Annotated in this window: 17 protein-coding genes; 9 read left to right on the top strand and 8 right to left on the bottom strand. The window is 40.3% G+C overall.

Going from position 1 to position 23,186, the window contains the following annotated elements; all coding sequences use genetic code 11:
- Window positions 1–197 precede the first annotated feature (197 nt).
- The 4 genes from H5123_RS16070 to nrfD all read left to right on the top strand — a co-directional run bounded on the left by H5123_RS16070 (window position 198) and on the right by nrfD (window position 2,829).
- Entirely contained in the window at window positions 198–662 is a 465-nt protein-coding gene (locus H5123_RS16070) for a hypothetical protein (protein ID WP_182698618.1), read from the top strand.
- Between the two features lie 75 nt (window positions 663–737).
- Window positions 738–1,202 carry a cytochrome c3 family protein gene (locus tag H5123_RS16065; protein ID WP_182698617.1) on the top strand — a complete coding sequence of 155 codons (465 nt, stop codon included), beginning with the start codon at window positions 738–740 and terminating at the stop codon, window positions 1,200–1,202.
- Between the two features lie 2 nt (window positions 1,203–1,204).
- Window positions 1,205–1,891: a 4Fe-4S dicluster domain-containing protein gene (locus H5123_RS16060; RefSeq protein ID WP_124017370.1), complete on the top strand. Its 687-nt coding sequence runs from the start codon at window positions 1,205–1,207 to the stop codon at window positions 1,889–1,891.
- The gene (nrfD, locus tag H5123_RS16055; RefSeq protein WP_182698616.1) at window positions 1,888–2,829 is read left to right on the top strand and encodes an NrfD/PsrC family molybdoenzyme membrane anchor subunit; all 942 of its coding nucleotides are present in this window, start codon (window positions 1,888–1,890) and stop codon (window positions 2,827–2,829) included. Before H5123_RS16060 ends, nrfD begins: the two co-directional genes overlap by 4 nt.
- Before the next feature lie 251 nt (window positions 2,830–3,080).
- On the opposite strand, the gene H5123_RS16050 is transcribed toward nrfD, so the two are convergent.
- From H5123_RS16050 to H5123_RS16025, 6 genes are all read right to left on the bottom strand, one after another.
- Window positions 3,081–3,761, bottom strand: a complete 681-nt coding sequence (locus H5123_RS16050) for a Fe2+-dependent dioxygenase (protein ID WP_124017368.1) — start codon at window positions 3,759–3,761, stop codon at window positions 3,081–3,083.
- 14 nt (window positions 3,762–3,775) lie between these two features.
- The gene (locus H5123_RS16045; RefSeq protein ID WP_404948322.1) at window positions 3,776–6,106 is read right to left on the bottom strand and encodes a TonB-dependent receptor; all 2,331 of its coding nucleotides are present in this window, start codon (window positions 6,104–6,106) and stop codon (window positions 3,776–3,778) included.
- Between the two features lie 212 nt (window positions 6,107–6,318).
- Window positions 6,319–6,705, bottom strand: a complete 387-nt coding sequence (locus tag H5123_RS16040; RefSeq protein ID WP_124017366.1) for a VOC family protein — start codon at window positions 6,703–6,705, stop codon at window positions 6,319–6,321.
- A gap of 186 nt (window positions 6,706–6,891) precedes the next feature.
- Window positions 6,892–8,961: a PhoX family phosphatase gene (locus H5123_RS16035; RefSeq protein WP_124017365.1), complete on the bottom strand. Its 2,070-nt coding sequence runs from the start codon at window positions 8,959–8,961 to the stop codon at window positions 6,892–6,894.
- Between the two features lie 227 nt (window positions 8,962–9,188).
- Window positions 9,189–10,445 carry a DEAD/DEAH box helicase gene (locus H5123_RS16030; RefSeq protein ID WP_182698614.1) on the bottom strand — a complete coding sequence of 419 codons (1,257 nt, stop codon included), beginning with the start codon at window positions 10,443–10,445 and terminating at the stop codon, window positions 9,189–9,191.
- 461 nt (window positions 10,446–10,906) lie between these two features.
- Window positions 10,907–11,392 carry a GNAT family N-acetyltransferase gene (locus H5123_RS16025; protein WP_182698613.1) on the bottom strand — a complete coding sequence of 162 codons (486 nt, stop codon included), beginning with the start codon at window positions 11,390–11,392 and terminating at the stop codon, window positions 10,907–10,909.
- Window positions 11,393–11,705: 313 nt separating this feature from the next.
- Between H5123_RS16025 and H5123_RS16020 the strand changes: the two genes are divergently transcribed.
- Window positions 11,706–12,146 carry a DUF3429 domain-containing protein gene (locus H5123_RS16020; RefSeq protein WP_124017362.1) on the top strand — a complete coding sequence of 147 codons (441 nt, stop codon included), beginning with the start codon at window positions 11,706–11,708 and terminating at the stop codon, window positions 12,144–12,146.
- A gap of 80 nt (window positions 12,147–12,226) precedes the next feature.
- Here H5123_RS16020 and H5123_RS16015 read toward each other — a convergent pair whose 3' ends face one another.
- On the bottom strand, window positions 12,227–15,274 hold the full coding sequence (locus H5123_RS16015) for a transglycosylase domain-containing protein (protein WP_182698612.1): 3,048 nt from the start codon (window positions 15,272–15,274) through the stop codon (window positions 12,227–12,229).
- Window positions 15,275–15,541: 267 nt separating this feature from the next.
- On the opposite strand from H5123_RS16015, the gene H5123_RS16010 reads away from it, so the two are divergent.
- The 3 genes from H5123_RS16010 (at window position 15,542) to H5123_RS16000 (ending at window position 18,393) form a co-directional block, all read left to right on the top strand.
- Window positions 15,542–16,390 (top strand): DUF72 domain-containing protein, encoded by an 849-nt coding sequence (locus H5123_RS16010; protein WP_182698611.1) that lies wholly within the window; start codon window positions 15,542–15,544, stop codon window positions 16,388–16,390.
- A 132-nt stretch (window positions 16,391–16,522) separates the two neighbouring features.
- A complete protein-coding gene (gene rluF / locus H5123_RS16005; RefSeq protein ID WP_124017359.1) occupies window positions 16,523–17,404 on the top strand; it encodes a 23S rRNA pseudouridine(2604) synthase RluF in 882 nt (293 codons plus the stop codon).
- A gap of 356 nt (window positions 17,405–17,760) precedes the next feature.
- Window positions 17,761–18,393 (top strand): response regulator transcription factor, encoded by a 633-nt coding sequence (locus H5123_RS16000; protein WP_124017358.1) that lies wholly within the window; start codon window positions 17,761–17,763, stop codon window positions 18,391–18,393.
- A gap of 215 nt (window positions 18,394–18,608) precedes the next feature.
- Here the strand turns inward: H5123_RS16000 and H5123_RS15995 are convergent, their stop codons facing one another.
- Window positions 18,609–19,214: a hypothetical protein gene (locus H5123_RS15995; protein ID WP_182698610.1), complete on the bottom strand. Its 606-nt coding sequence runs from the start codon at window positions 19,212–19,214 to the stop codon at window positions 18,609–18,611.
- 520 nt (window positions 19,215–19,734) lie between these two features.
- On the opposite strand from H5123_RS15995, the gene H5123_RS15990 reads away from it, so the two are divergent.
- Window positions 19,735–23,145: a PAS domain S-box protein gene (locus H5123_RS15990; protein WP_182698609.1), complete on the top strand. Its 3,411-nt coding sequence runs from the start codon at window positions 19,735–19,737 to the stop codon at window positions 23,143–23,145.
- The last annotated feature ends 41 nt before the right edge of the window (window positions 23,146–23,186 follow it).

Genomic DNA, 23,186 nt, shown 5'->3' with positions numbered 1-23,186 from the left:
AATATAGTTAAATAAATACTTTCCTTAATTTAACATGCTAAAAATAACAATAAGATCCAAATCATAACTACAATCAAATAAATAATAATCACCTCATTTAATTGATTACGATCAATTAAAAATGAAAATACAAGGATAGTATTAATCGTACGTCGACGACGTACAGTTAATAAAACAATAAGTGTTTGGAGGTTGGTATGTTTACTTCAGTCTTTTTAAGTTATGTATTTATATACTCAGTTTTATTTATCGTTGTTCCATTTATATTAGTTGTTTTCATTATGACTTGTATAAAGTTCTTCAAAACTAATACAGAGGACCACACAGTAAAATTTAAAAAAATGCTTTTTGATACTCAAAGTTTTGACTTTTTAAAATCACTAAAAACCATGATTGGCGAAAAATATGACGTTTGTTGTAACGTTCCAATCGATACCGTGTTTGAAATGGATTCACAAACTGCTGCCGAAAATCATACACGACTCGATTATGTCGTCATTGACCATGATTCGTCAGAAGTGAAGTTAGTTATCTCTGATTTTAGTAATCAAGATGATGCTAACTCAAAAAGTTTGTTCGAAAAATTCAACATTAAATTAGTTGAAATGGCTCGAGGCAAACCTTGTGACATGCAAATGTTAAAACTATCCCTACCGGTATGAAGACCTTATCGGGTGACGACAAGCTGTTTTCACTCGATATTTTATCTTTTTAAATTCTGATCGCGAGGATTCATTATGTCCGTGAATAAATGGCTATTGCCACTCGGCATAGGATTGCTATCACTGTTTCTTAGCCAAGGCGCTCTCAGCGATGAACTTACTGGCAAAATTAACAATGATTCATGCATGAAATGCCATAAACGAAATGGAGCAATGCAGGGATATCATAGCCATGACTCATTAAAAATGAGTTGTAGCTCTTGCCATGGTGAAAAAGGCAATCATCCTAGAAAACCTAATGATTTGATGATGTTTTCTTCGGACAATGACATCCCTGTCACGGCTAAAAATGCTGTATGCCTTAAATGTCATACGCCAACAAAGTTAGCTGACGCTGAATGGACACATAACGTACATGCGCAAAAAACCAGCTGTACATCTTGTCATCAATTGCATCCTAAATTAGATCCGATGTTGGGGTTAAGTGCCTCAGAGCGCAGCAATAAATGCCAAAATTGTCACTCGGTGCGAGGTAAGTAATCATGGAAAACTCAAGAAGGCATTTTCTTAAAAGCACCTGTGCATTGGTTGCAGGCGTGTCGGTATATCCACTCAGTGGCAAAAATGCCAATGCAGAAATGGAAGCCGATATAAACAACATAAAGTACGCTTTGTTACATGATGAAACCAAATGCATTGGCTGTAATGCCTGTGTTGAAGCATGTCGAGAAGTGAATCATGTCCCCGAAGGCGTTACACGACTAAGCATTGAAAGAACTGGACCATTTGGAGAATACCCAAATCAATTTTATCACTTCTCTCGGCATTCTTGCGAACATTGCGAAGAGGCACCCTGCGTTTCTGTTTGTCCCACCGGTGCCGCCTTTATTAATAAAGAAACCGGTATTGTTGCAGTCAATGCAGATAAATGTGTCGGTTGCCAATACTGTATTGCAGCCTGCCCTTATGAAGTACGCTTTATTAATCCTGTGACTAAAGCTGCCGACAAATGTGATTTTTGCCGCGAAACGAATCTCAAACACGGTAAACAACCTGCCTGTGTAGAAATATGTCCGACAAAAGCATTAGTGTTTGGCAATCTTAAAGATCCCGAGTCCGAACTGGTTGCACTATTGAAGGCTAATCCGACTGAGCGCTTTAAGCAACGTTTAGGTACCCGGCCTAAAATATTTCGCATTAAAGCGAAACTAGGGGAGATTATATTATGAGTGCTTTTCATTTTGATACCTTGGTTTGGCACTGGCCCATTGCAATATACCTCTTTTTAGCGGGGGTATCCGCAGGCGCCATGTTCTTCTCTGTTTTATTGAAACATTTTTGCCTAAAGGATAAAGCACATCAGTCTGGATTTATTATCGCTGCGTGTATTATTGCGGCAATTTCCGTGGTAGCAGGCTTGGGAGTGTTGGTATTAGATTTAACCAAACCTTTGGACTTTTGGAAGATCCTAGTGTTTTACAACCCTACATCGGTAATGTCGATGGGTGTGCTTATATTAATGCTTTATCAAGTATTTATGTATGCCTGGATTGTAATTACATTCAGAAAAATCATTGATGATTTTTGTGAACAACGTTTTCCGATTGTTTGTAAGCTAACACGCATTATCGCGCATTATGAAGCAGGTATAACCGGCTTACTGGTTATCTTCTGTGTATCGTTAGGTGCCTATACCGGTTTTTTATTATCCGCTCAACCTCACTTCCCTATGTGGAATACTGGCGTGTTACCTTTGCTGTTTTTGGTTTCAGGCTTATCTTCAGGTGCTGCGGCAACGTTATTAGGTGGTGTGTTACTCAAAGGCAACCCCAATGGTGCAGAAGTTCGTTTCATTCATAAAATAGAGATCCCACTGATTTTAGGCGAGATACTACTTATGTTCACCTTCTTCCTGGGTTTAGTCTTCAGTGGTGGCCAAAGCAAGGTGGCGGCATTCAATGCTGTCGGAGTAGGTTTTTGGGGCTTTATATTTTGGTTTGGGATTATGGGATTAGGATTATCGGCCCCATTAGCGATGAACTTATTTATGACCGCCACTTCAAAACGCAAGTTTGCCTATGTTGCCGGAACGGCATGCTTAAGTTTATTGGGGGTTATATTGTTGCGTAACTTCATCCTTTACACTGGTCAAATGGTAGTAAACTAGTCGCACTTTTAACGGTGATAGCACGCATTAGCAACCGTACTGTCACCGTATATCTAACAGAGACTAACTCGCTTGGCGTTACACCTATTTCATCACTTGCCATTACCGCCTAACTATTTTCGACCAAGTGAACATCAGCAATCATTAGAACAGAGTGATTAAAACAGCGTCGTTCAAACTCAGTCATATAGCTCAGTCATTTAAGCTTCGCAATACTCCCTACCCCTTAGATCCGATATGAGTATTTTCAATTACAGCTGAGTAAATTGTCTAATTAAATTATGATACACATTATGCAAGTTATCTAATTCAGCACGATCGGTATGTTCAGCTTTAATTAAATTTTGAATGCTTTGATCGAGCTGATACAAGGTTTGACGTAAAGTCACATCGGCAACCATACTTTGCATCCATGTAATGGCTGCAATCCGCTGCCCTCGAGTTACCGCAGTCACTTTATGCAAACTACTCGACGGGTATACTACAGCGTATCCTGCCGGTAATTTAATGTGTTGCTGACCAAATTCGGTGGCTATAACTAACTCACCACCGTCATACTCTTCGGGTTCACTCAAAAATACCGTCATTGATACATCACTGCGGATGACTTCTGCGGTATTAGGGATCCGCATAATGGCTGCATCAACATGATAGCCATACTCTTCGGTTTCGCTATAACGATTAAAGCACGGCGGAAATATCTTGTGCGGTAACGCCGCCGATACAATTTTAGGCGTTTCGCCAATACGCGCCAGTAGCTGATTAGCGAGTTGGCGCACATTAGCATGTTGCGCATCTGCTTGATTGTTATTTTTAACCGACGCCGCCATCCCCATTGCGGTTTTACGACCGTCGCCCCACGGACATTCAGCCAGTTGCAGACGATAAGCGCTGACGTCCTGTTTCGAGAGAATTTGTTCAATAACAATCATGCAAACACCTTTAATTAAAACTCATATGTCATCGATAATTTAGCATTACGGGCATCACCTAAGTACATAAATGAGCCAGAACGATAAGCTGCAGTCCAGTATTCTTCATTGAGTATGTTGCCCACGTTTATACGGAAGGTTAAATCCTCGGAGGCATTGTAACTGGCAAATAAATCAACTACCTGATAGTTAGGTACCACAATGCTGTAACGGCTATTGTCGCTATCATATCCTGCTGCAGTGTCTGGTTGTCCACCATACATTTCACTTTGATAAGTGTAACTACCACCAAATACGAATGACTCTGTTAGCTCATAACGTAGCTGTAAATAAGCGCTTTCGTCTGCAAAGTTACTCAGTACTAAACCAATGTTAGCTGGATTGTAAGACTCTAAAATTTCTGAATCCATTTTAGCTGCCGAGAATTGTATGCTGAGTTTGTCAGTAATATTGCCGACCATACCAAACTCGATACCTTTAACGCGGTTTTTACCTGTATTAAGTGTCCCCAAAGTTGAGTAGCTGTCGCCAACACTTTCCATTACATCACTTTTCGTGATTTGGAAAATCGATGCTGAAAACATCATTTTGTCGTCGAACAACATCCACTTGGTACCAAGCTCCAAGTTTTCAACTAATTCAGCGTCAGCTTCAGTTGCCTGATCTGGCGTACCACAAATACCACCATAACCGCAGTTAGCCCCTAAGTCAGACTCCCCGCCATTGATGTTAGTGGCAGTACTGTAATTAGCGTAAATATTAGCATCTTCAGATAAGTCATAAACTAAGCCAATATTACCGTTGTACATGGTATCTGAATAGGCATAATCCACTTCGCCACCACGACCCGTTGTGTCGTTACTGTAATCAAAGCTGTCTTGTCTAAAACCAAAGAATAAGGCTAGCTGATCGGTTAATTCGACCGTATCCATTACGTATGCCGATACGGTTTCGATGTCGTATACAGCATCTGAGCCACCATCAACATAGCTGCGATTCATTAATTGGCCAATATTATCGACAGCATTTCCGTTACCATCAATAATACAATATGACTCTGATACGCCACCGCGACCATTAGTTAAACAATTACCCTGATTGTTGTTGGTGATGCTATATACGCCGTTGTCGACATTTTCATCTGTATATTCAAGGCCAAATACTAACTTGTGATTAAAACCAAGTGCTTGGGTATTCCAAAATAGATTGAACTGAGTACTGACATAATCAACATCTTGATTACCTTGATGAGTACTCAACGTTAGAGTGCTAGCACCAGGTGCTGTTGGATCGGTAGCTGCACGCGTCGAGCCGCCCATACCTGTTGTAATGTAGCCGTTTTCGGTATGACCAACACGTGTCGCATTGTACAAAGTAATGCTGTCATTTAACTCATATTCGGTACGTAAGGTGAACGTGGATACTTTTGAATTTAAAAAGTCACCATCTTGAGCGTACACAGGAATATCTTTGATCGGTTCACGGGTTTCACGATCAAAATAACTGCCTAAATCTGGTACATCTTTCGCGTCTAGGTAGTAACCGTCGGCAGTAAATGACAATGCATCGGTGGCTTCGTACACACCTGATAACTGCACACCTTGACGTTCACTCGTAATACCTTCGCGACCGGGCTTGTCTTCTTCAGCCGTTAATCCGTTAAGACGCACTGCCACTTTTTCAGATATCGGTAAGTTATAGTCAACCGTTAAACGAGTATGATCGTCAGTGCCAACACCAAGATCGACGCGGCCAAAATCGTAAGCTACTGAGGCTTTTTTAGTCACACTGTTAATGGCACCGCCTGATGAACCACGGCCAGCAAATGTTGAACTAGGACCTTTGGTTATTTCAACACGCTCGGTAGCAAAACTTTCACGAGTGGTCATGCCAGGATCGCGTAGTCCATCAACAAACACGTCACTACGAGCTTCGTGGCCACGAATAATATAGCGATCACCGAACGCATTACCGTTTTCACCGGTACCTAGGGTCACACCGGCTTGGGCTGACAAAATGTCTTTTAAATCAGTATTACCTGACTCTTGAATTTGATCTTGAGTTAACACGGTAATCACTTGCGGCGTATCGACAAGTGCAGCCATCCGACGTTTATCGGCAGAGTTATTAAACATGTAAACCGAGTTTTGCACGCCATGAACACGAATTCGCTCTATAGATTCGTCCGTTTGCGCTGGTTTACATTTCGCCAATATATCCTTATCGCAAGTTTCATTTTTAGTATCTGCAGCATATAGCGCTGGGCTACTGAATACTAATGCTGCAGCTACCGCTTGAGCACCTAATGATAACTTACTGTAATTATTAGACTTCATGTTTAACATCATCCTGTTATTAATAAGCATTAACTAAATTTCATTTATGTGCTGCACTTTACATAAATGAAACAAAGATCGCAAATACAAATCATTATCATTTATGTAAAGATTCATGCGGAGTGCGATTTAATTAACAAAATATAGAAATAAACACACAGGTAGGCGTTATTAGTAACCGTTTGAATACCGCTCAGAAAGAGCGGTCTGGTCGAAATAAGTTAACTGACTTGATAAAGCTCTAACGGAAGTCCATCTGGATCGCTAAAAAAGGTATATTGTTTGCCGGTATATTCGTCAATACGTACAGGCTCAACTGAAATATTATTCTGCTGCAAATGAGTAACTACAACATCGATGTCATCAACTTTGAACGCTAAATGGCGCAAACCTTGAGCCTCTGGATAACTGGGTCTTGGCGGTGCGCCATTGAATGAAAACAGCTCAATTTGACTGCCATCGGGCAAGCTTAAATCGAGTTTGTAAGAATCACGTGCTTGGCGATAATGTTCCGCAATAACTTTTAAGCCTAATATTTGGCTGTAAAACGCTTTTGAGCGTGGGTAATCGGCACAAATAATCGCGACGTGATGAATTCCATTTAGCATGGTTGTCCTTATAAACCTATTCTTTAAAAAACCTTTTAAACTAAACACTTAATAAAATGAATTATCAATAGTATAAAGGTAAAAAAAATCCTGATAGCATAAGTCTATCAGGATTTTTATCTACTTGAAAAGTAGTCAGAAATCAGTCTAAATCTAATCGATTATCTTTAATGATAATCACTCAGACTAGATACCCACTTCACCACCATCGTTTTTACGGATCATCACAGTTGCCGCACGTGGACGCACTGTAATCCCTGCAGGTGTTATCTCGTCAGCCTTGTCTGAATATGGCCAGTTGCCAGGATGCTGAATATTAGCAAATACCGTTTTATAATCTGGCGTAATCGCAAAACCAGTAACCTCACAGCCATTAGGGCCAACAAAGAAACGCTTAAGCTGAGTTTGGTTGTCTGCGGTCAACACTTGTTGTTTACCATCGGCATCAAGCATGCTTGATGGAACAATTGCCAACATTTGATCGTTGGTTTCTTCGGTGACTTCCGAGGCTCCATTATCAGTTTGTACCCACAAAATACCGCGCTGGTCGAACGATAAACCATCTGGGCTAGCAAACTGGTTTAAATCCGTTAAGCCAGATAAGTTGGTCTCGGCATCACCATCAGCTGGTGAACCAAACACAAAGATATCCCAAGTAAACTCTGTTGCAGTCTCACCATCATCCCAACGGATAATATGACCAAAGTTGTTATTTAATCGTGGGTTAGCAGGGTTAGTGCTGTCGGTACGTTTACTATTGTTCGTTAAGGTTAAATATACAGTACCAGTAAATGGATCTACGGTTGTCCACTCTGGACGATCCATTGGTGTTGCGCCCACTAAGTCTGCTGCGCCAGCTGTATTGATGATAATGGCTTCGAGTGAATCAAAGCTGTCTGCAAGAGTTTTGCCGTCAGTCGTCATGCCATCTAATGTCAATGGTAACCATTCACCGATGCCATCTTCACTGAACTTAGCTGCATATAAAGTCCCAGCATTCATGTATTTGTCGCCTACAGTTAGGCGATTAGTGCTATTTGCATCTGCAGGATCCCATGGAGCATCAGAAACAAACTTATACAAATATTCAAAACGTGAATCGTGGCCTGAATAAAATGAGATTGGTTTGCCTTCTTCAAGCTTACCAAACACACAACCTTCATGGCGGAAGCGACCTAATGCAGTGCGCTTAATCGCACGAGAATTGGGATTGTATGGATCAATTTCAACAATATAACCATAACCATTAGCTTCGTTTCGATAATCGTTTGTGGCACTTGAACCTGTTGGCGTTATATCAAAACGAGAAAATTCATCTAAACGTTCCTCGTCATCACCAGCTAAATGGGTCCAACCATAACGAGTATCAGATGTTGAAATACCAATGCGGGTTTGATCTTCCGTTAAGGTGCCGTTATTAACAAAATAACCAGGCCAGTTTTCTTCACACGTTAAGTAAGTTCCCCAAGGCGTATAACCATTACCACAGTTATTTAACGTACCGCGCGTTTGGCTACCATCTGGTGAATAGCGGGTTTCAAGGTATGAGCTGTACGCTAATGGCCCTGCTATATCCATCACAGTTGCAGCTGTAAAACGGCGGTTGTGGCGGTCATTTTCAACCACTTGCCAAATACCGCTAACTAATTTAATTCGTACAACAGAAACACCATGAGCATTGATTTCTTTACGTATTTCATCAATTACTGTGCGTTTGCCATCAGTGCTATACGTCGGACCATTTGGATGCAGAGCATCTTCATCTATGTATTCGTGGTTGATACACAATAAACCATCATCTGCGGCATCGTTAAGCGGGAAGAAATGCATGCCATCATGGTGCATCCCGACTGAGTTTTCTTGATCTACCGCGGTATTGCTGCCATCGGCTTTCCAGGCTGCTGCTTTGGTATTTAACGGCGTTCCCCAAGGTGCTAATACATAAGCTGAATACCCTGCAGGAATTGCTACTGCATCAGTTTTAGAACCCGCAATAGACTCAAAACCTAATACTGCTGAGCTTTTAAGCGGTGGAGTTGGCGTAACTGGTGCGGTAGGCGTTGTTGGCGTTTCTGCTGCAGAATTATTATCAGAACCACAAGCACTTAACCCGAACCCACCAAACGCAGTCATCGCACTAAGGCCTAAACCACGCTTAACAAAATTACGACGCGATAAATGATTTTCCATCACTTCATTGAAAGGTGTATTTTTGCTGTTGTTAAAACGAGTTGGATCAAATGTCGCCTTGCTCATAAATAGTCCTTAGATATGCTCTGAAAATAACTGATTAAATGTAGGTATAATTATTTGTCAGTTAAGATAAGCGTCTAATGTGACAACAAGGTACAAACTGGATGACAAAAATGTGGCAATAAAAAGACAATCACCACACCGCCAAATGTGATGATTTTCAGATACTCATTTTAATATTAAATAGGCGGCTAAATAACACATCACGATTCAGCGAATAAAATAGATTTTTAACGCTTTTTACCGTGAGATGCTGCCAACGCCTTTTTACGCGCTTGTTGTTTTAATGAAGACTTAGTGGTTTTACGGGTTAGCGGAGCGATCACATCAAGATCAGGCTCAAATCCCGCCAACCATTGTTGTGGTAAACGTCGATCTAAAAAAACTTCAAGTTTGATCAATAACGGTTCGTCATCAACACTGAGTAAAGTAATGGCTTGCCCTGGCTTACCGGCCCTGCCTGTTCGGCCGATACGGTGGACATAATCTTCAACTTGAAACGGCAATTCCATATTAACTACATAATTTAATTCGTTAATATCGAGTCCTCTGGCCGCAACATCAGTGGCAACTAATGCGGTGACATCGCCGGCTTTAAAGGCGGCCAATACTTGCTCGCGCACTGCTTGTGATAAGTCTGCGTGAAATGCTTCTGCTGCAACTCCCGCTTGTTTCATTTGCTTTACCAGTGTGTCGGCGCCTTGTTTGGTGCGACAAAATATTAAACTTTGTTGCCAACCTTCTTGGGCAATTAAATGACACAAGATGGCGCACTTTCGTTTGGCATCAACATTAAATACCCGCTCAACAATACTGCTGGCTGTAACATTGCGTTGGGCCACTTCAATCACTTGTGGCGATCGTAATAAACGGCGACTAAAACTGAGCATACGGTCATCTAACGTGGCTGAAAACAACAGAGTTTGCCGGGCACTTGGTAAACGCTTAAGTACTTCGACTATTTCATCTTTAAAACCCATGTCCAACATGCGATCAGCTTCATCAAATACTAAATGAGTTAACTGCGACAGCGACAATGCGCGCTTACGTAATAAGTCCAATAAACGCCCTGGTGTTGCCACTAAAATATCAGTACCTGCGGCTAACTGTTGTATTTGCGCACCAATACTCACCCCGCCATAAACCATCACACAGCCAATATCACTGCCTTTAGCATATTGCTCGATACTCGACTGAACCTGTTGGGCCAGTTCACGCGTTGGTACTAACACTAAACCGCTAATGACGGCCTTGGTATTGGGGGTTTCTGGTGTTGTTGGTACTGTGCGCTTGCTTAAAATGTGGTGCAGTAAAGGCAAAGCAAAAGCGGCCGTTTTTCCCGTACCAGTTTGTGCCCCCGCCATCACATCTTTACCGCTTAAAATAATCGGAATAGCACGTAACTGGATAGGTGTAGGCTGCTGATAATTAAGCTCAACTAAACGATCGATCAAGATGGGATGTAGCGACAAATCTGCAAAAGACATAAAAACTCCAAACAGGTGGATGCGCAGTTTATCACGCTCATTCTGGTGAAAACAAAGGCTCTATGTTTTGATTATATGGATTGTGGTTAATGAAACTAGCCGTTTGATACGATGCTGAACACATCTTCAGTACAATGAACCTATTGTGACAGAAAATACTGAGTGAAATGAATCTGACATATACAGCTGAAGACATTAAAATAATCAGCAGCTTTATTCATTACAACGATGTTTTCACTAAATGTTGCCATGAGCTCGCGAAACGGTGAACTTCTTGCTAATGAGCGGTATTTTCAAGCCTGCCAAGCAAACTGAACTGGTTAACAATGTAGCATCTAAAATCAATGACACTGATGCAACAGAGACTAAAACATCTCAGGCTGAAAATACTGCCAAAAAGCACGTTAATAAGTGGCAGTTGAAGCGGTGGATCAGGTGGTAAGTATTAAACTGCTAGCATATTACACATTACCACGCCTAAATAAACGTAAATTATCTTTGCTAATTAGCTTGGGATATTGAGCGGTGACGTCGAAAAATCCATTTGAATACGCTAGTGCTAGTGACGCTTGGTTTTGCTTATCGATGTAAGCAAATACAGGGGTCGATATAAATTGCTTTAAAAACATTTCTAACGCTTTGGTAGCAATACCTTGGCCCCAATATTCACGGCCAATCCAATAGCCAACTAAACGCATTTGAGGATCAGATTTTGCTGCCGGGTCGGTATTGATCCATGATAGAACATTACCCACTAGCACATCATCTAGCCAAATACCTTGGGCGGTGGCTTTCTCATTGGTCAATATTTTTTGCTGCCAATGTGCATTAAAAGCCTTGCGTTTACGCGCTGGAAAATCAGCCATTTTATTCGCAATAGGGTCGTTCTCAAATTCAAACAATATATCTAAATCTGCTTCAGTAATGGGATGAAGAGAAATATTCATTTCGGGTTCGCCTTTTCTATGTTGTGTCACCAAGATCATTTATATTATAGATAACCTCAACTCTGAATAAGAGATGGGATAAATCGTTAAAAAACGGTTTTATTTCAAGTTTGTAATAACAAACTGGCCGCGTATTGCACTAACAAGGCATATTGACACATCAATAACTTGCCTATTATAAGTCGATACAGGGTAGATAGTGGCTCAAAGGGTAATTTGATAACCGTTTATTATCCAGCGCTGAGGTTATGTTTATTCATCGACGCACTATGACGATGAGTTGTCGTATCAACATGCATTTAAGGAACACAGGATGAACAGCATTAAAACATGGCAATGGTTAGGCTTTGCAGGCCTATTACCTTTTATTATTCTCAGTGTATTGGCATTCAATCATAGCCTATTAGCACCCGAAATGACTATGTTAGGGTTTGTTAGCTATAGTGCTGTAATTTTAAGCTTTGTTGCCGGTACACTTTGGGGCAAGGCAGTCATATTAACCTTAGATGACAATATAGCCAAATTACTGATTATTAGTAACATAATCGCTCTTGGATGCTGGATTGCACTATTAACCCCCTTTGTATTGTCCGCACTTATTCTGCTCGTTAGTGGTTATCTGTACTTACTCTATGTTGAATTTAAAGCTAAACAATTATCAACCACCACCAGCTATATCACATTACGCACAATATTAACCAGTGTCGCGGTAGTATGTCATATTGTGGTGATGCTGAGCCTCTTTAGTGTTTAATGCCATTGAATTAATTAAAAAGCTCATGCTTAGTCGCATGAGCTTTTTTCTAGCTTACTCAAAGACACCTAATAAACCCACTATAAGCCAGTTTGACACTGCTCAGTTTGATTTATCATTGGCGCTAAAATAGGCATCATACCTTTAAGCACTTGTAATGGCAGTGCGGAAGTAAAGCTGAAATCGTCGGCTTTCTCTCCTGGCACAAATGCCGTTAGGGTTCCAAAATGATGATCGCCCAAATAAAACACAAATGTCGCAGTACGGTTTATTGCCGTTGAAGACACTTTACGACCATTACGAATTTCAGTCGCAATACGGTTATCACCGGTCCCGGTTTTACCGCCCATAATCACAGGTTGGCCGTTGTTATCTAGCAAGCTGCCTTTAAGCCTTCTGGCAGTTCCATTTTCAACCACATTAGCCAACGCCCGTTTAAGGGCCCGAGCGACTTCTTGATGCATCACTCTGGATACTGTTTGCTTGTTATTAGCCAATGTCACTTCATAGGGCGTATTTTCTGCAAACTGTAATTGGTCAATTCTCACAGTGGGATAACGATAGCCATCATTTTGAATAATACCCATTAGCTCCGCCAAGGCTGCAGGCCTATCACCGGAACTCCCTAAAGCCGAGCCTAATGATGGCACCATATAATCAAATGGATAACCCATTCTCACCCAGCGCTGATGAATACTTAAAAATGCTTCGACTTCTAGCATCACTTGAATTCGAACATCACGTGCATTTTGATGACGAGTTCTAAACAACCAACGATACACTTCTTGTAATTGTGGCTGCGCGTCATCTAATACTTGGGTCAATTCGGTTTGTGGGTAGTCATTTAAATAACGTAACACCCACAGCTCCAATGGATGAACCCGAGCAATATAACCTTGATCAGCCAGATTAAACTTTTCTTCGCCGTACTTGCTGTATAACAGATTAATTTGTTTATCGGTAAATGTTTTGCTCGGTAAACGCTCAGTTAAAAAGGCTGTTAACTCACGGACCCCGTCATAGGGTTTTAAATAACGATAAACGGCAGTTAGCTTTTGTTCCTGTTGCTGAATACCATCAAAAAACATATCAAGACGCTGTTCTGGCGTTAAGTGACGATACTTACGATAAAAACGTTTTACAAACGAACTGCCTTCCCGTTTAGCAAATGCTTTGAGGTATTCTTCTCGACGAGGATCTTTATCATTACGCAGTAACTGTGACACGCTGCCTTCACTGTTATAACTACTGCTGTAATTAACAATATCTTGCATTAAGCGCACAAAGGGTAAGTTTATCGACTCTTGTAACGCTTGATATAAGGTTGGTACGCGGCTGTCTTCTTTCTTATTAAAATTGTTAAATACATGCAAACCGCCGCCAGTGAAGAATCGTTCTTCTGGTGAGGCCGAATATTCGCGCTGAAGAGCGGCATCTAACATTCGGGTTAAATTACGGTCACGGGTGGTAATTAAATAATCGACCACCCAACGGGTAATTTTGTCTTTGCGCTCCACATCCACTTGGCGTAAATCAACCACTGTCATGGCTGAAAATCGCTGTTGTAACTCTGCAATAATATCTAAATATGTGGCTAGTACTCGCAGTTTCGCTGTCGAACCTAACTCTAATTTACTGCCCTCATTAATATCAAACGGCTGATCAATGCTGTCGGTTTGAATGCGGACGCGATTAGCACTATCGGTGCTTTCATATAAAGTAAAACTGTAGAGCACTTTGTCTAACTGCGGTACCGACAGTAGACGTTCTCCCAATAATCCTATGCGCTGTGCATTTGGCTCAAAAGCTAAGCTGCGTAAGTAATCACTAACTTGCTGCTGTAAGTCGCCATGAAATGTACTCTTAATCGATAAGTCGTAGCGATCAAGATCAAACAAACTTAAGTCGAGCATGCCCGCGGTGCGGATTCTTACTGCATTAACCCCTTTATTGCTAGGCAAGTTAGTGACTGCCAACTTACTATTATTAAATGTTAGTTTTTGCTCAAGAGCAGACACCATCAATTGCGTTTCAATCAAGCCATCGCCACCCAATAAACGCAAATAACTGTCTACAAGCGACTCTAAATCATCATGACCTTGGCGTAAGTAATATGACGGCCGACGTTGGGCTATCATAAGTGCCACAATTTGACGAAACACCTCGCCACGCTGAGCACCATTTTGTGGTGTATGACGGCTCAATAGTAATTGGTTGGCCTGATTAAAATCAGTTTTAAACCAAGCCCATAAACCATCCCCAATACCATGGACTTCACCAAAACCGGGAGCCGATGATAATGGTACTGTGTTGAGATAATCTTGTACTATGCGATGCCGAGCGCCAACGGTGCTCTCGCCTTGCTGATACACTCGTACAATGGCCGAACCAATTTGCAATAATTTGTCTTTAATACTTAAGGTTAAGCCATGATTTGAATGCCTAAATTTTTCAATTTGGGTGGCTAAGGTACTACCACCAGCTTTAGACATATCAGCACCAAAAATATCCGCAACCTGGCTTGCTGCAGCCAACACAAATCGAGGCCAATCAACGACAGGATTATAGTTAGCTTCAGGGCTTAACATTTCTCGATTTTCAATAAACAACAAAGTGTTAACCACTTGATCTGGAATTTTATCTTGATCTCGATAAACACGTTTAGGGTACAAGAAGTCGAATACCGTCATGTCACGACAATCTTTTATACTTAACCCTGATTGGGCTTTTTCATGATACGGCGGGAAAAAACCTTTTTGGGTATAATCCATCAACATCGGCGAAAACGCGACTTGCTGAGTAATTTGGTAATTGCGCTCAATTAATCGAGCAATTTTCTTCGGTAATTGACTGTAACCATGGCGCTCATCAAACGGACCATATTGCGGATAGATGACCGCATCACTGCGATAATCTCGGGTTTTGTAGGTTAACTTACTGGCATATTGGTGCAAAAAATAAGATTGATAATACGATGTTCTTACCTCAAACTCGACCAGATAAGCGGTTGCTAATAATAATACTATCAACAGCCAACCCGCTTTACTGCGACGAACCGGTAGCGGTTTGGCGGGAGACGTTTTAGGCCGATAATTGTCAAACTGACTGTCTGTATTTGGACTAGACACGAACTCTCCATCTAACGCATAAGATCACAATAACGCACCATTTTATTTGTCGTTGATATGTTAAACACATCGCGGATGTATATTGTGTTAATTTTATCAGATGGGTAAAGCCATTAGATATAGACAAAATAACTAAATATTGTTTTTTAAACGTTTATTACCACAATATCGCTGTTTTGGCACAAGAAGCATTTATCAAGTCTAAGGATTGTTTTGGATAACAACATATCGCACACACAGTATCCACCATTGCGACTAGGTTTGGCCATGTGGTCACAAAATCAGTGGCAACAAACTATCTACGGTAATAGCCAAGCTCACCGGCTAGCACGCTATGCAGAAATATTTAATAGTGTCGAAGGCAACACCACTTTTTATGCCATACCATCGTTACAAAACGTGCAAAATTGGTACGCAGCAACCCATGACAATTTTAGTTTTACCTTTAAACTGCCCAAGCAGATTACGCACGAATTACAGCTACAACATACAGGTCCTGCCTTGAAACATTTTTTCAACGTCATGGAACCACTGATTACTCGCACTGGGATATGGAAAATCCAACTTCCCGCCAGCTTTGGGCCGCAATCGTTACCGCAATTAGCACAATTTTTAACTCAAGTTCCTCAAGGGTTAACTTATGGCGTAGAAGTGCGTAACAGTGCTTTTTTTGCTAAAGGAGAAGCGGAACAAGCATTAAACCGTTTGCTTATCACCCATCATTGTAATCGAATTATTATGGACACTCGGCCGGTTTTTGCCGCCGCACCAACTACACCTGCCGTCATTGATGCTCATAAAAAAAAGCCCCGAGTACCTGTACACGCTATTGCTACCGCCAACAATCCAGTGGTGCGCTTTATTGGTCACCCACAAGATGAAGCCAACGTACATTTTTTCCAAAACTGGCTTAAACAGTTACCACTTTGGATAGCTCAAGGTAAGCAGCCTTATTTGTTTGTCCACACTCCAGATAATCATGCGGCACCGCAACTTGCGGTAGATTTATACCGCTTACTCCAACAGCAACTAACACACAGTGCATCGCCGCTGCCAGATATCAATTTATTACCGCAACATCAGCACAGCACAACGCAAATGGGCTTTGATTTGTAACATTCACTTTTATCCAACACCAACAGCATACTAAGCCACAAATAGCGGTGAACAGAATATTGTATTTTATGATATTATTTGCGCCGATCTAGCTTAGCCATACCGCCCGTTTATATTGTTAAAGGAACCACTATGAGTGAATCTGCAACCCGTCTAAATAAGTACATTAGTGAGAGTGGTATTTGCTCACGTCGTGAAGCAGACCGCTATATTGAACAAGGTAATGTATTTATCAATGGTAAGCGTGCCAAAATTGGTGACGGTGTCGAATTCGGCGATAAAGTAAAAGTGAATGGTCATGATATCGCCCCTCGAGATGAAGCAGATTTAGTGTTTATTGCACTCAACAAACCTGTGGGTATTGTGAGCACTACTGAAAACTCCGAGCGTGATAACATTGTCGATTTTGTTAACCACAGCGAACGTGTATTTCCAATTGGTCGTTTAGACAAAGATTCGCAAGGATTAATTTTTCTTACCAGCAATGGTGATTTAGTTAATAAAATCCTCCGAGCCGGTAATAATCACGACAAAGAATATGTGGTCACCGTTAATAAACCTATCACAGAAGCCTTTTTACAAGGAATGCGAGCGGGTGTGCCCATGCTAGGGGTAATCACTAAAAAGTGCAAAGTTGAACAAGTTTCAACATTTGTATTTAAAATTATATTAGTCCAAGGCCTTAATCGTCAGATCCGCAGGATGTGTGAACACTTCAACTTTGAAGTCACTAAACTTGAACGCCAATCGATTATGAACGTGTCGCTTAAAGGGTTGCCAGTGGGAGAATGGCGGGATTTAGATGAGCAAGAGCTCAGTACCTTAATGAAATTAATTGAGCATTCCTCGTCAGAGGTCAAAAACGCCCCAAAAAAAGCCAAGAAAAAGCCCACCCAAAGCTTACGAGATAAAATTGAAGGCCCTGAGCATTTTATGCAAAATAGAGGAGCTAAGCCTAAAAAGCCGACAGCAAACAAAGGTAAAGTTAGCCACTCAAGAAAACCGAAACGCTAAACTCAAGGGCTTACAAAACTCACATTTACTACAGCATAAATGACATATCACTTAAGATATCTTCAGTCTGTAAATTAATCATTTTACAGTATTCAAAGAGGTTGTAATGCTGTAGAATTGAGATTGTACCAAATTTAAAAAAGCCAGTTTTATATAAAAAACAATTAATATAAGCACTTAGTGTTTGATTATGTATTTATAGAGATAAACATTTGATATGCATAATGTTGATCAAAATTAATACAGAATGGTTTTTTTATTTATGTTAGATATGCTAGAATTTTACCCGCTTTATTACGATAAAGACTGATAGATGACAGCAACAGGACGCTGTGTTTTTAAACAAGGAATGTGACATGTTCAACAATAACCTTCTAATTGTAGATTTCCCTGTCCTTCTTCATGGGCAATTTCAGCACCTTGCGAACCTTATCCAATTTAACTTAATTCCGACTAGTGCTAGTGATGCATTATCAGAATTATCCAACGCGTCTAGTCTGGAAAATGACACCAATATTATGGTTCATTATCTTGAAAATCCATTACAAGATATTGGCTATTTATGCGTCGAATTATTTAAAAATGATTTGCATATCGCATTTTGTCCTGCATTAAATGCGGAATTAGAAGTTATTCTTATTTCATCAGGATTTCATGGTGCAATCAGTGTCGATGACGATATAGCCCACCAAATACAAAGTATCAAAAAAGTACAAGATGGAGAAATCAGCTTCCATCCCAAAGCGGTATCCAAATATATCTTGCAAAGAAAGCGTATTCCATCATCAGGTAATCGCGCCAAAATACTTGCGGTCACCACCAAAAAAGAACAACAAGTCTTGTCACTCATACTGCATGGATTAACCAACGAAGAAATGGCCAAAGAGCTCAACATTTCGGTTAACACAGTCAAAATGCACGTCCAAAATATTTATAAAAAGACCAAGATTAAAAACCGCGGCCAATTATTTGCCTTTGCTGCCGGTTAGCTTTTTATAAATACTCAATAATATCAGCCTTATTGTATGACCCCCATAGGTTCCGCTTATGGGGATTATCTATTTAGCCGCGACTCTATCTCGCTTAATCATATTACCTTGTTTATCTTTAATGCTACTAACAGCAATAATGATAAAATCGATAAGTGATCAAACGCAAAAGAATCCACATACAAACATTAGACAATAGATCTACACTCTCAGCTTTACTGCTCATCATCTTCTTCCGCTTGCATACGCTCAACATCTTGCTTGGTGTAACCCATAGCTTCGGTTATGTAACACATCTTCACCAGCTGGAACATTTGTACAAAAGAGCTAACCCGCCCAGCATGCATTTGTACATTTAATAATGCCATGGTGGCACCTGCATCATCGCCGGGTGATACTGTCGCGCTCAATTCAGATAACGACTGGTTATTAGCAGAGAGCTCATCAATGAGGCTATTATATTCTGTGACGTTTTCTGGCGTATAACAGGTAGATGTTTCAGGTAATTGCGATAAAAACTGCTGATACTCTTTGACAAACAACCTAGCTTGCACCAACGTCTGCTCACCGAGTGCTTGTAATTCTTGCACCTTGCCACTTTGGAATACAGCCGACGCATTGCCAGAATCCATAAGCTGATTAAACTCTTGCATCAAGACTAGCTGCTTATCGGATAGCACTTTTGCATCTTGTGCTATGGGCTTCGTTTTAGCTTCAAATGCATCAATAGCAGCTTGGTTACTAGCCAATGCAGCAAAACTCATTGTGGTAATGGCAGTAGTAATAGCCACCAGTAAGCTGGCTTTTTTCATCATATTCATCGATAACATCCTGTTAGTTGTTCGTTAAATAAGCCATTAAAATCGGTCCATTACAGCACTTAAAGTACAACATTAACCTGCTGTGAATGGTATAGCTGTAAGTTATAATTTATCTACCAATCACGGTTCATCGTAATAAAAGCTTTTGACATTAAAGCTGACTAACCCGGTAGCTCATAGAAACCAAATATCAATGCAACGGTGCCAAGTACAAGCAATGGAATGGCCAAAAGCAAAATCGCCGCGTTGAGTTGGTGATACGCTCTGACAATAAATAACCGACATATAAACCTTACATAGTAAACAATTGTAAGTTCCCCCAAAAAGGTAGCCTTGGCTACCTTTTTGCTCTTTGTATTTCTCATCCATTGATAAAATACATTTATAGACATTATTACTCAGCATATTAATACGGTGCAGACGCACGTTAGGAAAGATAATCATATTAAGTAGATATTTTTTTTATTGGTAGATTTGGACTAAAGTAAAACAAGGCAATGCGATTTTGTGCGGAGAAGCAATGGATAGTTTTTTCAGTTTGATGAGCAACGCCGTGTTATTACTGGCTCTTGTGGTTATTTATGATGCAATTACGCTACAAAACATCGTTTCCCCAAAATATAAAGATGTCTTAAGTGGCATTTTTATCGGCATGATTACGGTGAGTTTAATGATCAATCCTTGGGAATTTCGTCAAGGAATTTTTTTTGATGCTCGCTGGATTTTATTGAGTTTAAGTGGTCTGTTTTTTGGTTTTATTCCGACATTGATTGGCTCTTTACTCGCTGCATGGTTTCGTATTTATCAAGGTGGTGCGGGGGTATTTGCTGGTACATTAATTATTTTCATCAGTTCTGCCATTGGCTTAGGTTGGCGATACTGGATTCAATCATCAAACAAGCAGATAAACTGGAAAAACTTACTACTAATGAGCCTGGTAGTAGAATTAGCCGCGTTACTCAATGTATTATTAATACCTGTTGAAGATAAATACGACATCATCCTCACTATCAGCCCTACCATACTTACAGTGTATACCTGTGGCTCCATGTTATTGGGATTACTGTTAAAACAACATCAGCAAAGACAGCAATTAGCACAAGAACTGCAGCATAATAAATCCCTTCTTGAAACCGAAAAAAACCTATTACAAAGTATCATTGATGGCATTCCCGATATTATTTTCTATAAATCGATCGATGGGATCTATTTAGGCTGTAATAAAGCATTTGCTGAACTATTAAAACTAAAACCTGAACAAATTAAATATCATAAAGATAGTGACCTCTTTGATGAGCAACAAACAAATAAGTTTATCGAAGCAGACCGTTTTGTTTTACAGAAAAAACAACCATGGAGAAATGAAGAATGGATTACAACATCTGATGGTATTGCACATATATTTAGCACCCAGAAAACACCTTTTACAGACTCATTAGGACACATTAACGGCATTGTTGGTGTTGGACGAGATCTCGCCTATCGAAAACACATTGAAAAACAATTACGTCGCAGTGAAACAACTTACCGCAACATTATTAGTACTGCCCAAGATGGCTTTTTAATTACCTCACTTGAAGGCAATATCATTGAAGCAAATCAAAGCTTTGTAAATATGACCGGTTACAGCATGAAAGAGCTAATAAACATGCCCATTAACCAAATTGAAACCAGTAACCAACATCAATTTTCTGATGAAAATATCGACAGAGCTAAGCGAAAAAAACGTTTACACTTCACTTCGCTTCATCGACATAAACAAGGCCATTTATTTCATGTTGAGGTGAATATTAGCTTTTGGGATAGTGATGAAGGAATGTTTTTCTGTTTTGTTAGAGACATCTCAGAACGTATTAATGCCGAACAAAAGCTATTACGCAGTGAATCTAAATTCAGACAAATTTTTGAAAAAATCCCCGCAATATCCGTCCAAGGTTATGATAAAGATCGCTCGGTCATTTTTTGGAATCATGCCAGTGAAAAACTGTATGGCTATACCAAAGAACAGGCCATGGGTAAAAAACTAGAAGATCTCATTATTCCTCTGCCATATCGGGAGCATGTGATAAATAATGTTAATGCGTGGATAAATGATGGTATCCCGATCCCAGCGGAAGAGTTACTTCTAAGGCATGCTGATGGCAGCAATGTTGCCGTTTATTCATCTCATGCATTAATGAACAATGCCGACAACGAAGCAGAAATGTACTGCATCGATATCGATTTAAGCGCCCAAAAAAAGGCAGAAGAACAAGCTCTCACTCTGTCACAAGCAATAGAACAAAGCCCCATATCAATGATATTAACTAATATCGACAGCAAAATTGAATATGTTAATAGTGCATTTGAAAGGATTTCAGGCTATAGCGCCAGTGACGTTATTGGTCAGGATGCAAGTATATTGAAGTCAGGATTAACCCCTAAGTCACTTTATAAGGAATTATGGGATACCATTTCTAGAGGGGATGCGTGGCAAGGTGAACTGCAAAATAAAAAGAAAAATGGCGATATTTTTTGGGAACACGCACATATCGCACCTATTTTTGATAACGTTGGCGTCGCTAAACATTATTTAGCTCTAAAACAGGATGTGACTCAATATAAGCTGCAAGAAGAGCGAATTATCCAACAGGCTCACTACGATAGCTTAACAGGCTTGCCCAACAGACTACTCTCACTCGAGAGATTATCGCAAATGCTCAAAGATGCGTTTCAAAGCCAAAATAATGTCGCGGTATTATTTTTAGATTTAGACGATTTTAAAAAAGTGAATGATTCCTTGGGCCACTCTATTGGTGATGAACTATTAGTCCAAGCCGCTGCTCGATTAAAAAACACGATATCAAATAATGATCTCGTAGGTAGGTTAGGCGGCGATGAGTTTATCATTATATTGGGCAATATTAACTCGCCCGCTGAAGTTGAAGTTATTGCCACTAAAATGCTCAAACGATTTTACCAACCTTTTGTGCTCAACAATCGTGAGTTAGTGTCTACCGTCAGTATTGGTATAGCTCTTTATCCGCATAACAGCGAAGATCCTAAAGAGCTACTTAGACAGGCAGATTCTGCCATGTATTATTCAAAGGACCGCGGTAGAAATACCTATAATTTCTATACCCACCAAATGGACCAGGATATAAATCGACGTCTAAGAGTTGAAGAGCAATTACGTAATGCTTTGAAACGAAAAGAATTCGAGGTTTACTTTCAGCCACTTGTAGAAATAAAAAGTCGTAACATTATTGGTGCTGAGGCGCTTTTACGCTGGAAAAATGCATTACTCGGCCAAGTAACACCAGATGAATTCATTCCTATTGCGGAACAAACCGGACTGATCATCCCTATCGGTCAATATGTTATTGATATTGCATTTAATGCCACGAAAAAATGGCAGCAACAGTTTCAGTCTCAATTTAAAATTGCTATCAATGTTTCCCCTAAGCAATTTAGGGAAAATACCTTTATTGATATGCTTAAAATGCAGCTTGAGAAACACCAGATCCACGTCAGTTCTGTAGAACTTGAAATCACCGAAGGGGTATTACTTAATGGTGACCCGATTATCAATAGTAACTTAACCAGCATAAATGATATTGGTGTCAGCATCTCGATGGATGATTTTGGTACTGGATATTCGTCACTCAGTTATCTGCGTAGTTATCCGTTTGACACCTTAAAAGTAGACAAAAGTTTCATTAATGATATTACCGTTGATCCTGGCGATCTGGAACTTGTCGGGGCAGCGATCGCCATGGGACATGGACTTAACTTAAAGGTTGTTGCTGAAGGTATAGAAACTGAAGAACAGTATCATCTGCTACGTTCATTAAAATGTGATTATGGCCAGGGTTACTTATTCAGTAAGCCATTACCTAGAGCTGAATTTGAGGAACTGCTACAAACACAGGTAAAATCAGCTGATCAATAACATGTTTAATCATGCAAAAATCAAAAATGCCTGTCAGCTCG

Origin of the sequence: Shewanella sp. SR43-4, assembly GCF_014163845.1 — a bacterium.
In the GTDB taxonomy this organism is placed as follows: domain Bacteria; phylum Pseudomonadota; class Gammaproteobacteria; order Enterobacterales; family Shewanellaceae; genus Shewanella; species Shewanella vesiculosa.
This window is presented reverse-complemented; position numbering and strand designations above follow the sequence as displayed.